The 15,083-nt window shown below is 74.2% G+C and carries 13 protein-coding genes and 1 pseudogene; 12 read left to right on the plus strand and 2 right to left on the minus strand.

All coding sequences use genetic code 11. The features are described 5' to 3' along the window. Nucleotides 1–2: 2 nt before the first annotated feature. The 8 genes from JK361_RS06575 (at nucleotide 3) to JK361_RS06610 (ending at nucleotide 9,290) form a co-directional block, all read left to right on the plus strand. Nucleotides 3–509 carry an effector-associated constant component EACC1 gene (locus JK361_RS06575; protein ID WP_201814697.1) on the plus strand — a complete coding sequence of 169 codons (507 nt, stop codon included), beginning with the start codon at nucleotides 3–5 and terminating at the stop codon, nucleotides 507–509. After that, nucleotides 506–5,200 carry a caspase, EACC1-associated type gene (locus tag JK361_RS06580; RefSeq protein WP_201814698.1) on the plus strand — a complete coding sequence of 1,565 codons (4,695 nt, stop codon included), beginning with the start codon at nucleotides 506–508 and terminating at the stop codon, nucleotides 5,198–5,200. The genes JK361_RS06575 and JK361_RS06580 overlap by 4 nt, the downstream gene beginning before the upstream one ends. 129 nt (nucleotides 5,201–5,329) lie before the next feature. Then, a complete protein-coding gene (locus tag JK361_RS06585) occupies nucleotides 5,330–6,199 on the plus strand; it encodes an MBL fold metallo-hydrolase (protein ID WP_201814699.1) in 870 nt (289 codons plus the stop codon). A 149-nt stretch (nucleotides 6,200–6,348) separates the two neighbouring features. Beyond that, nucleotides 6,349–6,657, plus strand: a complete 309-nt coding sequence (locus tag JK361_RS06590; protein ID WP_201814700.1) for a hypothetical protein — start codon at nucleotides 6,349–6,351, stop codon at nucleotides 6,655–6,657. Nucleotides 6,658–6,834: 177 nt separating this feature from the next. Continuing rightward, entirely contained in the window at nucleotides 6,835–7,092 is a 258-nt protein-coding gene (locus tag JK361_RS06595) for a DUF6400 family protein (RefSeq protein WP_201814701.1), read from the plus strand. Further along, on the plus strand, nucleotides 7,079–7,336 hold the full coding sequence (locus JK361_RS06600) for a hypothetical protein (RefSeq protein WP_201814702.1): 258 nt from the start codon (nucleotides 7,079–7,081) through the stop codon (nucleotides 7,334–7,336). Before JK361_RS06595 ends, JK361_RS06600 begins: the two co-directional genes overlap by 14 nt. Nucleotides 7,337–7,636: 300 nt before the next feature. Then, on the plus strand, nucleotides 7,637–8,176 hold the full coding sequence (locus tag JK361_RS06605) for a hypothetical protein (RefSeq protein ID WP_201814703.1): 540 nt from the start codon (nucleotides 7,637–7,639) through the stop codon (nucleotides 8,174–8,176). Nucleotides 8,177–8,300: 124 nt separating this feature from the next. Further along, a complete protein-coding gene (locus tag JK361_RS06610) occupies nucleotides 8,301–9,290 on the plus strand; it encodes a pirin family protein (RefSeq protein ID WP_201814704.1) in 990 nt (329 codons plus the stop codon). A 347-nt stretch (nucleotides 9,291–9,637) separates the two neighbouring features. Here the strand turns inward: JK361_RS06610 and JK361_RS06615 are convergent, their stop codons facing one another. Then, on the minus strand, nucleotides 9,638–10,708 hold the full coding sequence (locus JK361_RS06615) for a hypothetical protein (RefSeq protein ID WP_201814705.1): 1,071 nt from the start codon (nucleotides 10,706–10,708) through the stop codon (nucleotides 9,638–9,640). A 46-nt stretch (nucleotides 10,709–10,754) separates the two neighbouring features. Continuing rightward, nucleotides 10,755–11,624, minus strand: a complete 870-nt coding sequence (locus JK361_RS06620) for a hypothetical protein (RefSeq protein WP_201814706.1) — start codon at nucleotides 11,622–11,624, stop codon at nucleotides 10,755–10,757. Nucleotides 11,625–12,047: 423 nt separating this feature from the next. Between JK361_RS06620 and JK361_RS06625 the strand changes: the two genes are divergently transcribed. The 4 genes and pseudogenes from JK361_RS06625 (at nucleotide 12,048) to JK361_RS41995 (ending at nucleotide 15,067) form a co-directional block, all read left to right on the plus strand. Then, nucleotides 12,048–12,479, plus strand: coding sequence for a hypothetical protein (locus tag JK361_RS06625; RefSeq protein WP_201814707.1), 432 nt, complete (start codon nucleotides 12,048–12,050; stop codon nucleotides 12,477–12,479). A gap of 113 nt (nucleotides 12,480–12,592) precedes the next feature. After that, the gene (locus JK361_RS06630) at nucleotides 12,593–13,708 is read left to right on the plus strand and encodes a PLP-dependent cysteine synthase family protein (RefSeq protein ID WP_201814708.1); all 1,116 of its coding nucleotides are present in this window, start codon (nucleotides 12,593–12,595) and stop codon (nucleotides 13,706–13,708) included. After that, nucleotides 13,705–14,945, plus strand: a pseudogene (locus JK361_RS06635) (MFS transporter). Before JK361_RS06630 ends, JK361_RS06635 begins: the two are co-directional and overlap by 4 nt. Then, nucleotides 14,942–15,067 carry a hypothetical protein gene (locus JK361_RS41995; protein ID WP_268983123.1) on the plus strand — a complete coding sequence of 42 codons (126 nt, stop codon included), beginning with the start codon at nucleotides 14,942–14,944 and terminating at the stop codon, nucleotides 15,065–15,067. The pseudogene JK361_RS06635 and the gene JK361_RS41995 overlap by 4 nt, the downstream one beginning before the upstream one ends. The last annotated feature ends 16 nt before the right edge of the window (nucleotides 15,068–15,083 follow it).

Genomic DNA, 15,083 nt, shown 5'->3' on the forward strand with positions numbered 1-15,083 from the left:
CAGTGCAGGCGGCTGGGCGCCCGGACGGCGTCGAGGAGCTTCGGGGCTGGCTGCTGAACGAGCCGGAACTGCGCGGACGCATCGTCCGGCAGCGGCCTACGGCGGAGCCACCGGGTGCCATGGGGCCGGCCACCGACGCCCTGGTCGCCCTCCTGGAGCCGGGAGGTGTCGCCGCCGTGTTCGCCGGGGCGGTCGTCGCCTGGGTGCAGAGCCGACGCGGCAACCACACCGTCAGCATCACCCGGGCGGACGGCACGACCATCGAGATCTCGACGCGGCAGGCCCGCAACCTCAGCCCACAGGAACTCGCCGACCTGGCCGAACGCCTGGCCGGGCCAGCGGGCGGGGAGAACGGCGGGGGCCACGCGGAGCCGCCCGGCGAGGAGCGACCGCAGGGGAGCGGGCCAAGTACCCACCGGGGCCCGGGCAGCCGGCCGCCGGGTGGGACGGGCGAGGGCCGGGGCGACCGCCGGCCGGGCGGGACCGGCGGAGGGGACCTGTCGTCGTGACCGACGGGCCGGCGCTCGACGGCGCGCGGGCCGTGCTGATCGGCACGGGCACGTTCGCCGCCGAGTCGACGTTGTCCCCACTGCCCTCCGTCGACGCCACCCTGGACGATCTGCGGCACGCCCTGCACGAGGTCTGCGGCCTGCCGACCGAGCGGATCACGAGAGTCCCGGCCGGGGCCGCCTCCGCCGAGATCGTGACGGCCGTGGAACAGGCGGTCGACGGAGCGACCGGCCCCGTGCTGCTCCACTACGCCGGACACGGCCTCCTCGGCCCCGGCGACGAGCTGTACCTGGCCACCTGCCTCAGCTCCTCCGACCGCAGCGTCGCCGACGCCGTCCCCTACCGGACCCTGCGCGACCTCCTCGGCGAAGCGTCCCAGGGCAGCCTCGTCGTCCTGGACTGCTGCTTCTCGGGGCGGGCCCGGGTACCCCGGGGCGACGGCGCCTTCGGGCGGCCGCTCGCCTCCGCCCGGCCCCGCGGCAGCTTCCTCCTCACGTCCGCCTCGCAGTACGAGCTGTCCTTCGCACCGAAGGGCGAGCGGTACACCCTCTTCAGCGGGCGGCTGCTGCGGCTGCTCACCGAGGGCGATCCGGCCGGACCGCTGTGGCTGACCGCCGACCGCCTCCATGCGGCGCTGGAGCGGGAGTTCGCCGACGACACGCGTGTCAGGCCCGCCCGGCAGAGCGACGGCACCCTGGGCGGTCTCGTCCTCGCCCGCAACCGCGCCTACCAAGCCCCGCATACGATCGCTGCGGCAGAGCCACCGGCCGACGTACCGTGCCCCTACCCCGGCCTCGCCGCGTTCCGCGCGGAGGACAGCGCCCACTTCTTCGGCCGCGACGACCTGGTGCAGCGCCTGCTGGAGGCCGTCGGGTCCCACCCGGCGGCCGAGGACGGCACCGGAGGGACGACGGCCGGGCCCGACGACGGTGACGACGGCGGCTCGGCCGGGCCGGTGGTCGTCGTCGGTGCCTCCGGGGCCGGCAAGTCGTCCCTGCTGCGGGCGGGGCTGCTCGCCGGGCTCGAGCGGCGGCAGGCGGCCGGCGACGACACGGCACCCTGGCCCGCCCTGCTCGTTCCTGCCCCCGGCCCCCATCCGATGCACCTCCTGGCGAAAGGCTGGGCGCGAGTCACCGGACGCGAGACACACGACGTGCGCACGCAGCTGGAGGCAGGCGTCTTCCCGCCGCCGCTGGGCGGGCGGCCCGCGTGCCGGCTGCTGGTCGTCGACCAGTTCGAGGAGCTGTTCACACACTGTCACGACACCGGGGAACGTGCCGCGTTCGTCGCCACCCTGGCGGGCGGCGGCCCGGGCCCCCGCCCCCGGGTCGTCCTCGGACTGCGGGCCGACCACTACGGCAGCTGCCTCGCCCACCCCGAACTCGAACGGGCTCTGAAGCACGGGCAGGTCATCGTGCCGCCGATGCGGGAGCGGGACCTGCGCGCCGCGATCGAGCAGCCCGCCGCCGCGGCCGGGCTCACGCTGGACAGGGGCCTGGCCGACCGGCTCCTGAACGATCTGAGCGAGTCAGGCCCCGGCGACGACGACACCGGCGCACTGCCCTTCCTCGCGCACGCCCTGCGCGAGACGTGGCTGCGGCGCAGCGGCGCCCGGCTCACCCTCACCGGGTACCAGGCCACCGGGGGCATCCGTCGGTCGGTGGCCACCACCGGCGAGGACCTGTACCGGGCGCTCGACGACGACGGCCGTAGGACTCTGCGCGAGCTGCTGCTGCGCATGGTGCACCTGCCGCCCGAGGGCACCGGCACCTCGGTGGTCATCCGTCACCCGGCCCCGCTCACCGGTCTGCTGGACGGGCTGCCGCCGGGCGCGCGGGAGATCCGCGACCGGCTGGCCGACGCCCGGTTGATCACCGTGGGCCACGACAGCGCGCAGATCGCCCACGAGGCGCTGCTGCGGGCCTGGCCCCGGCTGCGCGAGTGGATCGGTCAGGACGCCGCCGCCCTGCTGCTGCGCCAGCAACTGCGCACCGCCGCCGACGAGTGGCACACCGCCGGACGCGACTCCGCCTTCCTGCTCCGCGGCAGCCGGCTCCAGGCGGCGTTGCAACTGCGCCGCTCCGACGGTCTGGGGCTGCCGGGAGAGCGGGAGTCGGCGTTCCTGGCGGCCAGCGAGGAGGCGGCGGAGAGCGCGCGGCGCGGGGCGCGGCGCCGAGTGCGACTGCTCCAGTCGGCGGTCGTCGCCCTCGTCGTGCTGCTCGTGGCGTCGGTCACCTCGGCCGTGGTCGCCGTACGGCAGGCGGACACCGCCAGGGAACAGCGCACAAGTGCGCAACGGCAGCGCGAACTGGCCACCTACCGGGCGCTGCTGGCGGAGGCGCAGAACCTGCGGGACACCGATGCGCGCAGCTCCCTGGAGCTGGGTCTGGCCGCGCATGCGCTGCGTCCGTCGGGGGAGTCCCGGCGAGTGATCTTCGAGACGCTCCACGAGAGCCCCTTCCGTGGCCGCACCCTGCTGCCGTCGCGGGGCCGGGACGCGGTTCTCGCGCCCGACGGGCGGACGCTGGCCCTGCTGGGAGACAAGGGCGCCGCGACTCTGTGGGACGTGGCCCCCGGCTCCGCCCGGCGCAGCCCCCTGGCCCGGCTGAACTGCGCCCGCTCCGCACGCGAGACCTTCTCCTTCGGTGGCCCGGGCGGACGCATCCTGGCCGCCCGGTGCACCGACGACGACAGGGTGACGCTGTGGGACCTCGAAGACCTGCGCACCGGCACCGCTCCACGGCGGCTCGCCACGCTCGACGCCGGGGCCGCGAGTCTGCCGGGTTCGCTGGACGCACTGGCACTGAGCGGCGACGGCAGGACGCTGGCCGCGACCGGCTGGTGGGACGAGAAGAACGCGGAGGCGGCGGCGCGGAGCGGGGCCACGCTGGTTCTCTGGGACGTCTCCGACCCCGGCCGGCCCAGGAGACTGTCGGTCACCAAAGGCGTCTACGAGGCGGACAGCGTGGCCTTCGCCCCCGGCGGCCGTACGCTCGCCACCGCGTCCGATTTCGTCCGCAGCCGCAGCGGCCGCCTCGACGTCGGTGACAACTACACGGTCAGCGGTGTGCGCACCTGGGACGTCTCGAATCCCCGCCACCCCCGCCGCGGGGGCCGTGTCATCGGGTCGAACGGCCTGCTGCGGTTCAGCCCGGACGGCAAGGTCCTGGCCACGGTCGACGGTCGCGCCGCCCGGCTCATAGACCTCTCCGAGCCGCTGGACCCCGTCCGGCTGGCCGAGTGGCCGCTCTACACCGACGAGGTGAAGGGGTTCGCCTTCTCACGGGACGGAACCAGGCTGGCCGCAGCCGGCGCGGACGGCACGGTAGGCGTCTGGGACGTCCACGACCGGCGCTCCCCTCGGCAGCAGGACCGGCTGGTGGGTCACAAGAGCGTACGGACGAAGATCGACTCCGGCGTCGACGTCGATGCCCTGGCCTTCGGGCCGGACGGGCGCACCCTGGTCTCCGTCAACACCTTCGCCGCTGAGCAGACGGAAGTCATCCACTGGAAGCTGGGCAGCGCGCAGAAGGCCCATGTCGTGGGGAAGCTGCCGAACGACGGCTCGACGTCGCGCCTGGCCCTGACGCCCGACGGCAGGACGCTGGCCGTCGGCGGGATCACCGACGTCCACCTGTGGGACATCACCGATCGCACCCACCCCAAGGCGCTGGCATCGCTCACCGGCCCGCACAGCATCGTCGACGACATCGCCATGAGCAGTGACGGCACCCTGCTGGCGAGCGTCCACGTGGGCGGCCAGGTCGTGCTGTGGAACGTGGCGGACCGCACCCGTCCGCGCATCGTCGGCCGCATGAACAGCCAGGCGTCGTACGCGCACGAACTCGCCTTCGCCCCCCGAGCGCCGCTCCTCGCCGTCCGCAGCGAGAGCGACGGAACCGAGAACCTCACCCTGTGGAACGTGGCCGACCCGGCCCGGCCGAAACGCACCGCCCACGTGCCCCAAGTGGGTTCCCTCACCGACATGTCGTTCAGCCCCGACGGCCGCCACCTGGTGATCGACATGGACCGGCCCCTGTGGAACGCCGACCTGTGGGACGTGTCGGCCGGCCCCAAGGCCTTTGTCCGGCTGGACCCCAGGAGCGTCAATCCGTACAGCGACCGGGCCGCGACGTACAGCGTGTACGGCGCGACGGCGTTCAGCCCGGACGGCGGCACGGTCGCCATCGCCGGCGCGGGCGTCAGCAGCGTCTCGGAGCCCCGCCGCACGCTGGCGCTGTTCGACGTGCGGGACCCCCGCCATCCCCGCCCGCTTGGCAGCGTCGCCCCCGAGGACGAGAAGGAGGTCACCTTCCAGCGCGCCGCTTTCGACCCCGGCGGCAGCCTGGTGGCCGGCGCGGGCCGGGACGGCGCCGTCTGGATGTGGAGCGTGGGCAACCGCAGGGAACCGCACCTGGCGACGCTCCTCGCCAGGCACCCCGAGGACGTGTCCGACCTGCTCTTCGGCCGGGACGGACACACCCTGGTCACCGCCAGCGGGAGGAACGTCTTCCTCTGGGACCTCGGCGACGAGCCGGAGACCGCCGCCGACACCATCGGCATGGCCTGCCGTGTCGCGGGCGGTGACCTGCTCGAATGGGAGTGGTCGGTGTACGCGCCCGACGTGCCCTACCGCCGCTCCTGCCCTGTCCGCGGCCGGGCACACCCGGGTGGCACACCCGGCGGATGAGCCATCGCCCAGAGCGCCCCGGCGCCGGAATCGCAAGGTCAGCGCGGCCTACCGATTCGGCGGTTCGCGGGATACCCCTGGAAGGGCGGCCTCCGACCGAGGCCGATTCCTCCGTGGAAGGAGTTCACCGTGGACGGATGGTACGTGGACGACCGCTGCACGAACTGCGATGTGGCCCGGCAGTTCGCGCCCGAGCTGATCGGAGAGGTCGACGGTAAGTCGCGGATCCTGCGCCTGCCGGCCGATGACGCGGAGAACCGGCGGTTACACGCGGCGGTCTTCGCCTGCCCCACGCGCTCGATCCGGCCGGTCACCGGCCGCGCGGACCAGGCACTCGACCCGTTCCCGCTGGCCCTGGACGGCGGGGTGCTGATCTGCGGGCACAACTCGACGCACAACGCGGGCGCCAACTCCTACCTGCTGCTGCGGCCGTCCGGCACCGCCATGATGATCGACACACCCCGCTGGAGCCGTGAACTGGCCGACCGCTACACGGCGTCCGGCACCGTCACCGACGTACTGCTCACCCATCGCGACCACGCCGCCCACGGCCGCCGCTACGCCGACCACTTCGGGGCACGGCTGTGGATCCACGAGGGCGACCTCGACGCCGCACCGGACGCGGACCAGGTGATCCGCGGCCGCGATCCGCTGGAGATCGCCGAGGGCGTCACGGTCCACCCCCTCCCCGGACACACCCGCGGCAGCGTCCTCTATGTGGCCGACGACCGCTACTGCTTCAGCGGTGACAGCTTCTACTGGTCGCGTACGACCGGTGACCTGGAAGTCGCCGAGAGCGTGACCTGGTACTCCATCGAGGAACTGGCCGACTCCCTGGCGAGGACGGTGGGAAGGCTGCGGTTCGAGTGGGTCCTGCCGGGCCACGGGGACCGGCGCCGCCTGCCGGCCGACGAGATGTCCCGGCGCCTGCACGGCCTGACGGAACGCACCCGCCTGCTGCGTCCGCGCCCCGTCGACTTCACGGCCCTCCGCTGGTGACGGAAGCAGTACCCGGCGAAGGAGATCACCCTCCGGGAGGCATCAAGGTCCGTGGACAGGTGAGGAGTTGGGGGGCGGTAACCGGCCGGTTCAAAGGAGTTTGTAAGATCGACTTCGACCAACGCACGCTATCTGGGGGAAAGATACCCATGACCAAGCGCTTTTCCGCCCTGGCCGTCTCCGCGGTCATCGCCGGAGGTTTCCTGATGACCTCGGTGCCCGCGCACGCCGCCACGTCGGCCGGCCACGGCGCGGTCGTCTCCAAGGCCGCCGTCACGTGCAACAAGGGCGAGATGCGTCAGCAGATCGCCAACCTCAAGCGCAAGGCCGCGCAGCTGAAGCAGCTGGGTGAGCCCGCGGCGGCCAGGAAGGCGCTCGACCAGGCGGCCGCGATCCAGCGGAGGCTGGACGCGTGCATCAAGGCCGAGGACGAGGCCGCCAAGCCGTTCCCCGGCTAAGTCCCGGGTTCCCTGTGTGGCGCCGCCCGCCCCGTTTCCACGGGTGGGCGGCGCCACGCGTTTGTCCGGCCCGGTCCATGGGGTGGGCGGCGCCACGCAGCGGCACGTCGCCGGCCGGCTGTGATGTCTCCCACGTGCCCTTGTCGCGGGCGGGAAGGGCTACCTAAGTTCGGTCATATGTCCCCCCGGAATGCCCCCCTTCCCGACAAGCCGGTCGACTTCACCGTCGATCTCACCGGCCACGAGATGACCCGGCGAACCCACGTCATGGCCGCGCTCGAAGACGACTGGGACCCCGTCGCGGCGATGCGCGGGGAGGAGGAGGCGTACGACATGCTGTACTCCGGCCTCGACGAGGAACAGCAGCGGCTGTACGACACCCTCGTCGCCGCTGGTGTCCTCCCGCGGCGCGGGGACGGCCGTGCTTCCGCTTGATCCCCAGGCGGACATCGGGCGCCGCGCCTGGGTGACCTGCCCGAACTGCGAGGACCACCTGGGATGCGCCACGTGCGGACAGGGCAGCAGGTGCTCGGAACACTGGCGCTACCTCCTCACCAACACCGGAAGCCTCCTCCACCTCCAGTGCCCCTCGTGCACGCACATCTGGGACCACGAGACCGGCTTCGGCGCCACCCGCACCCGCTGGACCCGCACGACCAGCGGCCTGCACCGGAAGTGAGCGGACGCCTCGCCCCGCCGCCCGGACGCCTCGCCCCGCCGGGTCGGCCGGGCAGGCGGGGCCGCTGAGGGCAGGTCCGCGTGGCTACGCGGTGCGCGTGGCAGGTGATCGTCTGTGCAGGTTCGCGGGGGTGCGCCGTGCGCGCGTGACGGCGGCGTTGAGTACGTCCGCGGGGGTGCGTCGTGCGGGTGTGATGCAGGGCGGTGAGCACGTCCGCGGGGGTGCGCCGTGTGCGTGTGACGTGGTCGGCGTGCCGGTGCGGTGATTGCTTCGGTGACGGGTGACGGCCACCGTGGACTCGTGATTCTCGTGCCGGGCTGGCTGTGGCGCCGGGGACCGGTGGGCCGGGCCGTGGGCGCCGGTCTCGCCGCCGGTGTCTTCTTCGGGGCGTTCGTCCTCGTCGAGTCGGGGTCGTGGGCGGGCGCCGTGGTGGTCTTCGTGGTGCTGAGCCTGTTCCAGGGCACGCGGGCGGCCCGCCGGATGGGCCGGCTCTGGCCCGCGGCCGAGGACCTGGACGGCGCCGACCGGGCGGCCGTGGTGCGCGCCACCCGGCGGGGTGAGGCCGTCGGTGATCCCCGGCTGGCGCCTTCGGTCGTCGAGTACGCCGGCGCCCTGCGGCGGGCGGCGGAGGAGGACCGGACGCGCCGCCGGGTCGTCCTGCTCGTCACCGCGCTCGCGCTCGCTCTCGCCGTGTACGACACGCTGACGGGCTCCACCGGCGAGATCATCGCCTCGTGGCTGGTGGTCGTGGTCTGCCTGGCCGACCTGGTGTGGTGGCCCCGCAGACGGGCCCGCCTGCTGGCCGGCGCCGACCGGGCGGAGGCGTCGGCCCGCCGGTGACGGGTGCGGTCGCACGGAGGGGCCCGCCCCGTCGGCGACGGGTGCGGCGGCGTGGCGGCACGGGCGTGCCTGGCCGCATGATGGTTGAATATGGAACAATTATCGGGCTGAGAGGTGACCCACGATGAGCAACGTCGAGACGGAACCCGTGGAAGTGCGATGCGGCACGGCGGTGGACGGCGAGCCGCAGGCCGGGACGGCCCGAGTCGATGTCCTTACCCCGCGCGATGTTCCCCTGGGCGGCCCGCGGGCGATGACCGTGCGGCGCACCCTCCCGCAGCGCGCCCGGACCCTGATCGGCGCCTGGTGCTTCGCCGATCACTACGGTCCTGACGACGTCGGCGAGACCGGCGGCATGGACGTCGCGCCGCACCCCCACACCGGGCTCCAGACGGTGAGCTGGCTCTTCAGCGGTGAGATCGAGCACCGCGACAGCCTGGGCAGTCATGCCTTCGTACGGCCCGGTGAACTGAACCTCATGACCGGCGGATACGGCATCGCCCACTCGGAGGTCTCGACTCCGCGGACCACGGTCCTGCACGGCGTGCAGTTGTGGGTGGCCCTGCCGGAGGCACATCGTGACACCGCACGGGACTTCCGGCACCACGTTCCCGAGCCCGTGACGACCGGCGGCGCCGAGATCCGGGTCTTCCTGGGCTCCCTCGCCGGGTCCGTGTCCCCGGTGCCGACCTTCACGCCCCTGCTCGGCGCCGAGATCGTGCTCCGCCCGCGGGCGAGCGTCACCCTCGCCGTGGACCCCGGCTTCGAGCACGGCCTCCTGATCGACGAGGGGACGGTGCGCCTGGCGGGAGTGCTGCTGCGCCCCACCGAGCTGGGTTACGTCCACCCGGGCCCCGGCGCACTGACCCTGACGAACGAGTCGGACACCACCGCACGGGCGGTCCTCCTCGGCGGAACCCCCTTCGAGGAGGAGATCGTCGTGTGGTGGAACTTCATCGGCCGGAGCCACGAGGACATCGTGAAGGCCCGGGAGGACTGGCAGAACTCCTCCGATCGCTTCGGCGCCGTCGAGGGCTATCCGGGAGACCGCCTTCCCGCCCCCGTCCTGCCCAACGCCACCATCAAGCCGCGCGGTAATCCGCCGCGCGGCTGATCCCCCCGGATTCCGGGCCCGGCGCCGTGCGTCCGCCGCCCTCGTGGGCCGGGAGCACGACAGTCCCGGCGGGACCCCGGGCGTCGGGGGCCCCGCCGGGACCACGGATCCGTGCCTGCGGCCCGGTCAGGACGGCGGCCGGGCCCAGGGAGCGGTCGTGCTTGAGGGCGCCGGCAAGGGCCTCGACGGCTCCCGGCTGGCCGTTACCTCCCTGCACACGCCTGACTCCGGGGAGACACCGCAGACATGACCACCTCCACGCCCACCGTCGTCCTCGTCCCCCACGACGGGCCGCGCGGACGCCTTCCCGCATCGAGTCCGCGCGGCACCGCGGTCCTGCCCGCGGTTCATGACGCCGAGCAGGGCCGGGAACCTTCCGCGCGCCGTACCTTCAGCGCGCCGACGGCCCGGGAGCGCGGCGGCAGACCGGCCGTGGTGAAGCCGCTGACCTCTGCGCCGTGCGGGACGACCACGGGGGTGCCGTCGAAGTCGTAGGCCGTGAGCAGGTAGTCGGCCCAGTCCGCGGGCACGAGGACCGCGATGACCGTGCCCCGCAGGAACTGGGAGTCGTTGCCCAGCACGATGCGCTTGGTCCACGCGGACCTGCCGCCCGGCCCGCGCGTCAGAGCGTCCGGCGGACCGTGCAGCGCATATCTGGGTTCGCCGTTGTACTTCGCGGCGAACCACAGCCGGTAGCCGGAGGGGACCAGGGCGGTTCCGTGGAAGAGCGGACAGTGCGGCACCGGGACGTAGGCGGTGCCGTCCGCGGCAGGGTCCGTGAAGACGACGACGGCGTGACCGGACGGGCCGTCGCCCTCGTCGTTGCGGGGCCCGGCCTTCGTGCTCGCCCGGACCGTCGGCGGTGTCCCGCTCCTGGCCGGCGAGCCGCCCCCGGACGATCTCCCGGTACCGCCGCTCGGCTCACCGGTGCCGGTGCCCGGCGGCCGGCCGCCATGAACCGGTGCCGTGGGCCCGCCTGTTCGGCGCGCAGGGGGCCCGCCTGTTCGGCGCGAAGGGGTGTGCCGTGCCGATTCACCGAGCCGCGAAGGCGTGAGCCCGGTCGGGCCGGGCGGGGGAGTGGGCCCGGCCGAGATCTCCCGCCGCGTGTCCGTTCCGTGGGGGAGAAGGACGACGCAGAGGAGACAGGTCACCGCCGCACAGGCCGCGGCGAGCGCCCGGACCCACCATGCGCGCACGATACGAGGCCGTCGCGCGGGCCCCGACCGCATCGCGGCGTAACCGAGCACGACCGGCGGCAGCTCCCTCTCGCCCGGGGAGCCGTCGGTGCCGTCGTCCTCGCCGGGATGCACCGTGTCACCCGTCCCGGCCTTCTCGACACCGGACCCGTTCGCCAGCTCCCTCTCGCCCGGGGAGCCGTCGGTGCCGTCGTCCTCGCCGGGATGCACCGTGTCACCCATCCCGGCCTCCTCGACACCGGACCCGTGTCAGACACTTGGGCATCGCTCAGCAGCTCCCGGGCTCGTCGCCGCGCCGCACCTTCACGCTGTCGCTGTGCCCCCTGTCGGCGCCGGGAGGAAGGGCCGCATCGCGCAGTCCGACGACCGGGGCGCCGTCGCCGTGGGGCACCAGATGACGGCTCTGGTAGTCGGTGGCCTTCAGCAGGTACTCGGACACCGTTTCGGGGACAGGCACGGCCACGACCTCGAAGACCGCACCCGTCTGGCCGTCTCCGCCCAGCTGCGCGGTGATACGCCATTTGCCGGTCGAGGCGGACACGTCCGCCCTGCCGAAGATCGTGTAGTCCGTCTCGCCCGCCACTCGCCCGGCGAGCCACAGCGTGTACCCGTCGACCAGGTGCGAACGGCCCGAGAACTCCTGGCACAGACCGACTGTGGCCTGGTCGTCGTCGCGAGCCGCCGGCCGTTCGATCCTCACCGACGACACCGGCTGGGCCGAGGAGGTGACCGTCGGGGAGCCGGTGGGTGTGGGCGAGCCGGTGTCGTGCCGTCCGCTGTCCGGGCTTGCCGCGAGCACCCCGGTCAGCGAGGTCACGAGGACGGCCAGGCCGCCGAAGCCGCCGAGCGCGGCCACCGCACCGACGGCCTTGGCCCAGCGGGCGGTACCGCCCGATGCGCCCCCGTTCTCCGGTTGTTGCGGCGCCGGTTCTTCGGTTTGCTCCGATGTGTCTCCGATTCCGTCGTCGGACGGGTTTTCGGACTGATGCGACATCGCGCGTTCTCCCCCCGCTTCCGGGCGTTCAACACCTGGAAGGCAATTGCTCACATATGACCGCGAGGTCTGTGGAACAGGGTGATGCTCCGTCAACCCCTGGCTGAAACCGGGTCCCTTGAGGCTGATGGCGATAGTGCGCATCCCGCCGGAGTGTCGGGTGTCGCGCCGGTACGAGCCCGGCTACGCGACGGGCCGAATGGTCCGGCACCGGCCGGGAGCTGTCGGGGGGAAGGGGCATCATCGGCGGTGGGGTGAGTGGGGGGACGGGTTCGGCGCCGACGGCGCCGCCGAGGGCGGGGGCGATCAGGACCGTGGGTGCGGCCTGGGCGCGGTGGTGATCAGAACCGTGGGTGCAGCCTGGGCGCGGTGGCGACCAGGACCGAGGGCACGGCCTGGGCGCGATGGCGATCAGGGTCGCGAACACGGCCCGGGCGCGATGGCGAGCGTGGACGCAGGCCTTGCGCGGTGGTCGGGTGCGCGGGGCCGCGGTTGCCAGGAGGTCCTCCGGACGCGCCGTGCCGCCCACGCCATGACAGCACGTCACTTGGTGATTACGCTGCGCATGTGATCGGGTCATGGGTCGGCTGTGGCGGGCACGCGGGGCGTTCCCGCCGTGCCGCCCTGCTGGTCGGGCTGGTCCTGGTGATCGCCGCCCATCTCACCGGCGCGGTGCACGCCTGCTCCTTCGCCGGGGCGGACCCGAGTGCAGTGGTGGCACGGGACGTCGCGCACCCGGCGGACGGGGCCGGGGGCGCGGGCGGGATGGTGCCGCCCCCTGGTCACCGGCACGCGGCGGACGGCCACCTCGGTCACACGGCGGACCGGCCGCGCGCCGCCCTGGACGACACCGGACTCGACGGCGAGCCGCCCGAGCCCGTCCTTCCCGCCGCATCGCGCGGGCGCCCGGCCCCCACCGGGTGGAGCAGGCGGGCCGGTGTGCGGGGCTCCCGCGGGAAGGGCTCCTCACTCGCGGTCGTCCGAGTGCTGCGGCAGTAGTCCGGCGCCCGCACGCCCCGGACCCGCCCGCGGGCCGGCACGTGCCCGAGCGCCCTGCCCCACCCCCACAGCGTCCGCCGCACCGCCGCCGGGCGCGAAGGAGCCGTACCCGCATGCACCTCTCCCTGCCCGAACCGTCCGGGGCGCGCACCCCGAGTCCGCTGACCGCCCGGCGCCCCGCCCATCTCGTCGGCAACACCCCGGTCCTGTGGGTGGACGAGCCGTTCGCCCCGCCCGGCCGCGGCTTCCACGCCAAGCTGGAGGGCGCCAACCCGGGCGGCCTCAAGGACCGGCCGGCCCTGTACATGGTCCGCGAGGCCCGGCGACGTGGCGAACTCCGCCCGGGCGCGCCGATCGTCGAGTCGTCCAGCGGCACGCTCGGACTCGGCCTCGCCCTGGCCGGGCTGACCTACGGCCACCCGGTCACCGTCGTGACCGACCCCGGCATGGAACCTCCGGTGGTGCGCCTGCTCACCGCGCTCGGCGCACACGTCCTCCAGGTCACCGCGCCGCACCCCGAGGGCGGCTGGCAGGAGGCGCGCCGCGAGCGTGTCGCCGACGTGCTGGCGCGCACCCCGGGAGCGTACTGCCCGGACCAGTACCGCAACCCCGACAACGCCGCCGCCTACCGGCCCCTCGCGGCCGAGCTGATCACCCAGCTCGGACGGGTCGACGTGCTGGTGGCGGCGGTCGGCACCGGCGGACACTCCGCCGGCGTCTCCGCCGTGCTGCGCGAGACCTTCCCGCGGCTGACGCTCATCGGCGTGGACTCGGTCGGCTCGGCGATCTTCGGCCAGCCGGCCGGGCCGCGGCTGATGCGCGGCCTCGGCTCCAGCATCCACCCCGGCAACGTCGACTACGCGGCCTTCGCCGAGGTCCACTGGGTGGGACCGGCCGAGGCCGTCTGGGCCTGCCGGCAACTCGCCCGCCTGCACTACGCCTCCGGCGGCTGGAGCGTCGGAGCGGTGGCGCTGGTGGCCGGGTGGGCGGCACGGACGTACCCCGCCGGGACCCGGGTCGCCGCGATCTTCCCCGACGGCCCGCACCGCTACCTCCAGACCGTCTACGACGACGCCTGGTGCCGCGACCACGCGCTCCTCGGGCGGAAGGCGCCGCCCGAGCCCGACGAGATCGCCGAGCCGGACGCCTGCGTGGTGACGCGGTGGACCCGGTGCGCCCGGGTCCGCGATCCGCTCGCGCGGGATCTGGCGAAGGCGGGTGTCCGGTGAGGCGCCTGTGGGACCGGACGGCCGCCTTCGACCGGCCGGCCCGGCTGCTGATGGTGAACCAGTTCGCCATCAACCTGGGCTTCTACATGCTGATGCCCTACCTGGCCGACCACCTGGCCCACGGCCTCGGCCTCGCCGCCTGGGCGGTCGGCCTGGTGCTGGGGGTGCGCAACTTCTCGCAGCAGGGCATGTTCCTCGTCGGCGGCACCCTCGCCGACCGCTACGGCTGCAAGCCGATGATCCTCACCGGATGCGCCCTGCGGTCGGTCGCGTTCGGGCTGCTGGCGGTGGCGGGTTCGCTGCCCGCCCTGGTGGCGGCCTCGGCCCTGACCGGGCTGGCGGGGGCGCTGTTCAACCCGGCTGTACGGGCGTACCTCGCGGCGGACGCGGGGGAGGAGCGGCGGGTGGCCGCGTTCGCCGCCTTCAACGTCTTCTACCAGGCGGGCATCCTGATCGGCCCCCTTGCCGGACTGGCCCTGCTGGCCTGGGACTTCAGCGCGGTGTGCACGGCCGCGGCACTCATCTTCGGCGCCCTGGCCGTGCTCCAGTCCCGCGCCCTGCCCGCGCGGCCTCCGGCCGGCCGTGGGGCCGGACCCGCCTGGCGCGCGGTCGCCGCCGACTGGCGGACGCTCGCCGCCAACCGGGCCTTCCTCCTCTTCGCGGCCGCCATGAGCGGCTCCTACGTCCTTGCCTTCCAGGTCTACCTCGCCCTGCCGCTGCACGCCCGTGAACTCTTCGGCCGGCACACCGGACCGGTCACCGCCGCGGTCTTCGCCGCCTCCGCGCTGGCCGCGCTCGCGGGGCAGCTGAAGCTGACCGCGTGGGCGCAGCGCACCCTGTCCGGGCCGCGGGCCGTCGCCTGCGGACTGGTGGTCATGGGCGCCGCCTTCCTGCCCCTGCTGCCGCGGACGCACGGCGCCCTGGCCGGGGCGGCGGCCCTGACGCTGTGCGCGGTGCTGCTGGCCTGGGGTGGGGCGCTGCTCTACCCGTTCGAGATGGACACCGTGGTACGGCTCTCCGGCGACCGGCTCGTCGCCACGTACTACGGCGCCTACAACACCGCCTCCGGCATCGCGGTCTCGCTGGGCAACCTGGCCGTCGGGGCGCTGTTCGACACGGGGGTGCGATGGCTGCCGTGGGCGGTACTGGCCGCGACCGGGCTCGGTGCGCCGGGCTGGTCACGGGGCTGCACCGGGCCGGACGCCTGGGCGCCCGGCCGGTTCCCGTGCCCGGATGACCACGATCGCGGCGGGCGTCACCCGCTCGCCGCACCCGGACCCCTTCGAGGCCCGCGAACCCCGCCCCCACCCCGAGGCCGCCCCCGCCCCGAGGCCGGGCCCGTGCGGGCGGGCCCGGTGACGACGCCGGCCGGCCA

It is taken from the genome of Streptomyces musisoli, assembly GCF_016741855.1.
Classification (GTDB): domain Bacteria; phylum Actinomycetota; class Actinomycetes; order Streptomycetales; family Streptomycetaceae; genus Streptomyces; species Streptomyces musisoli.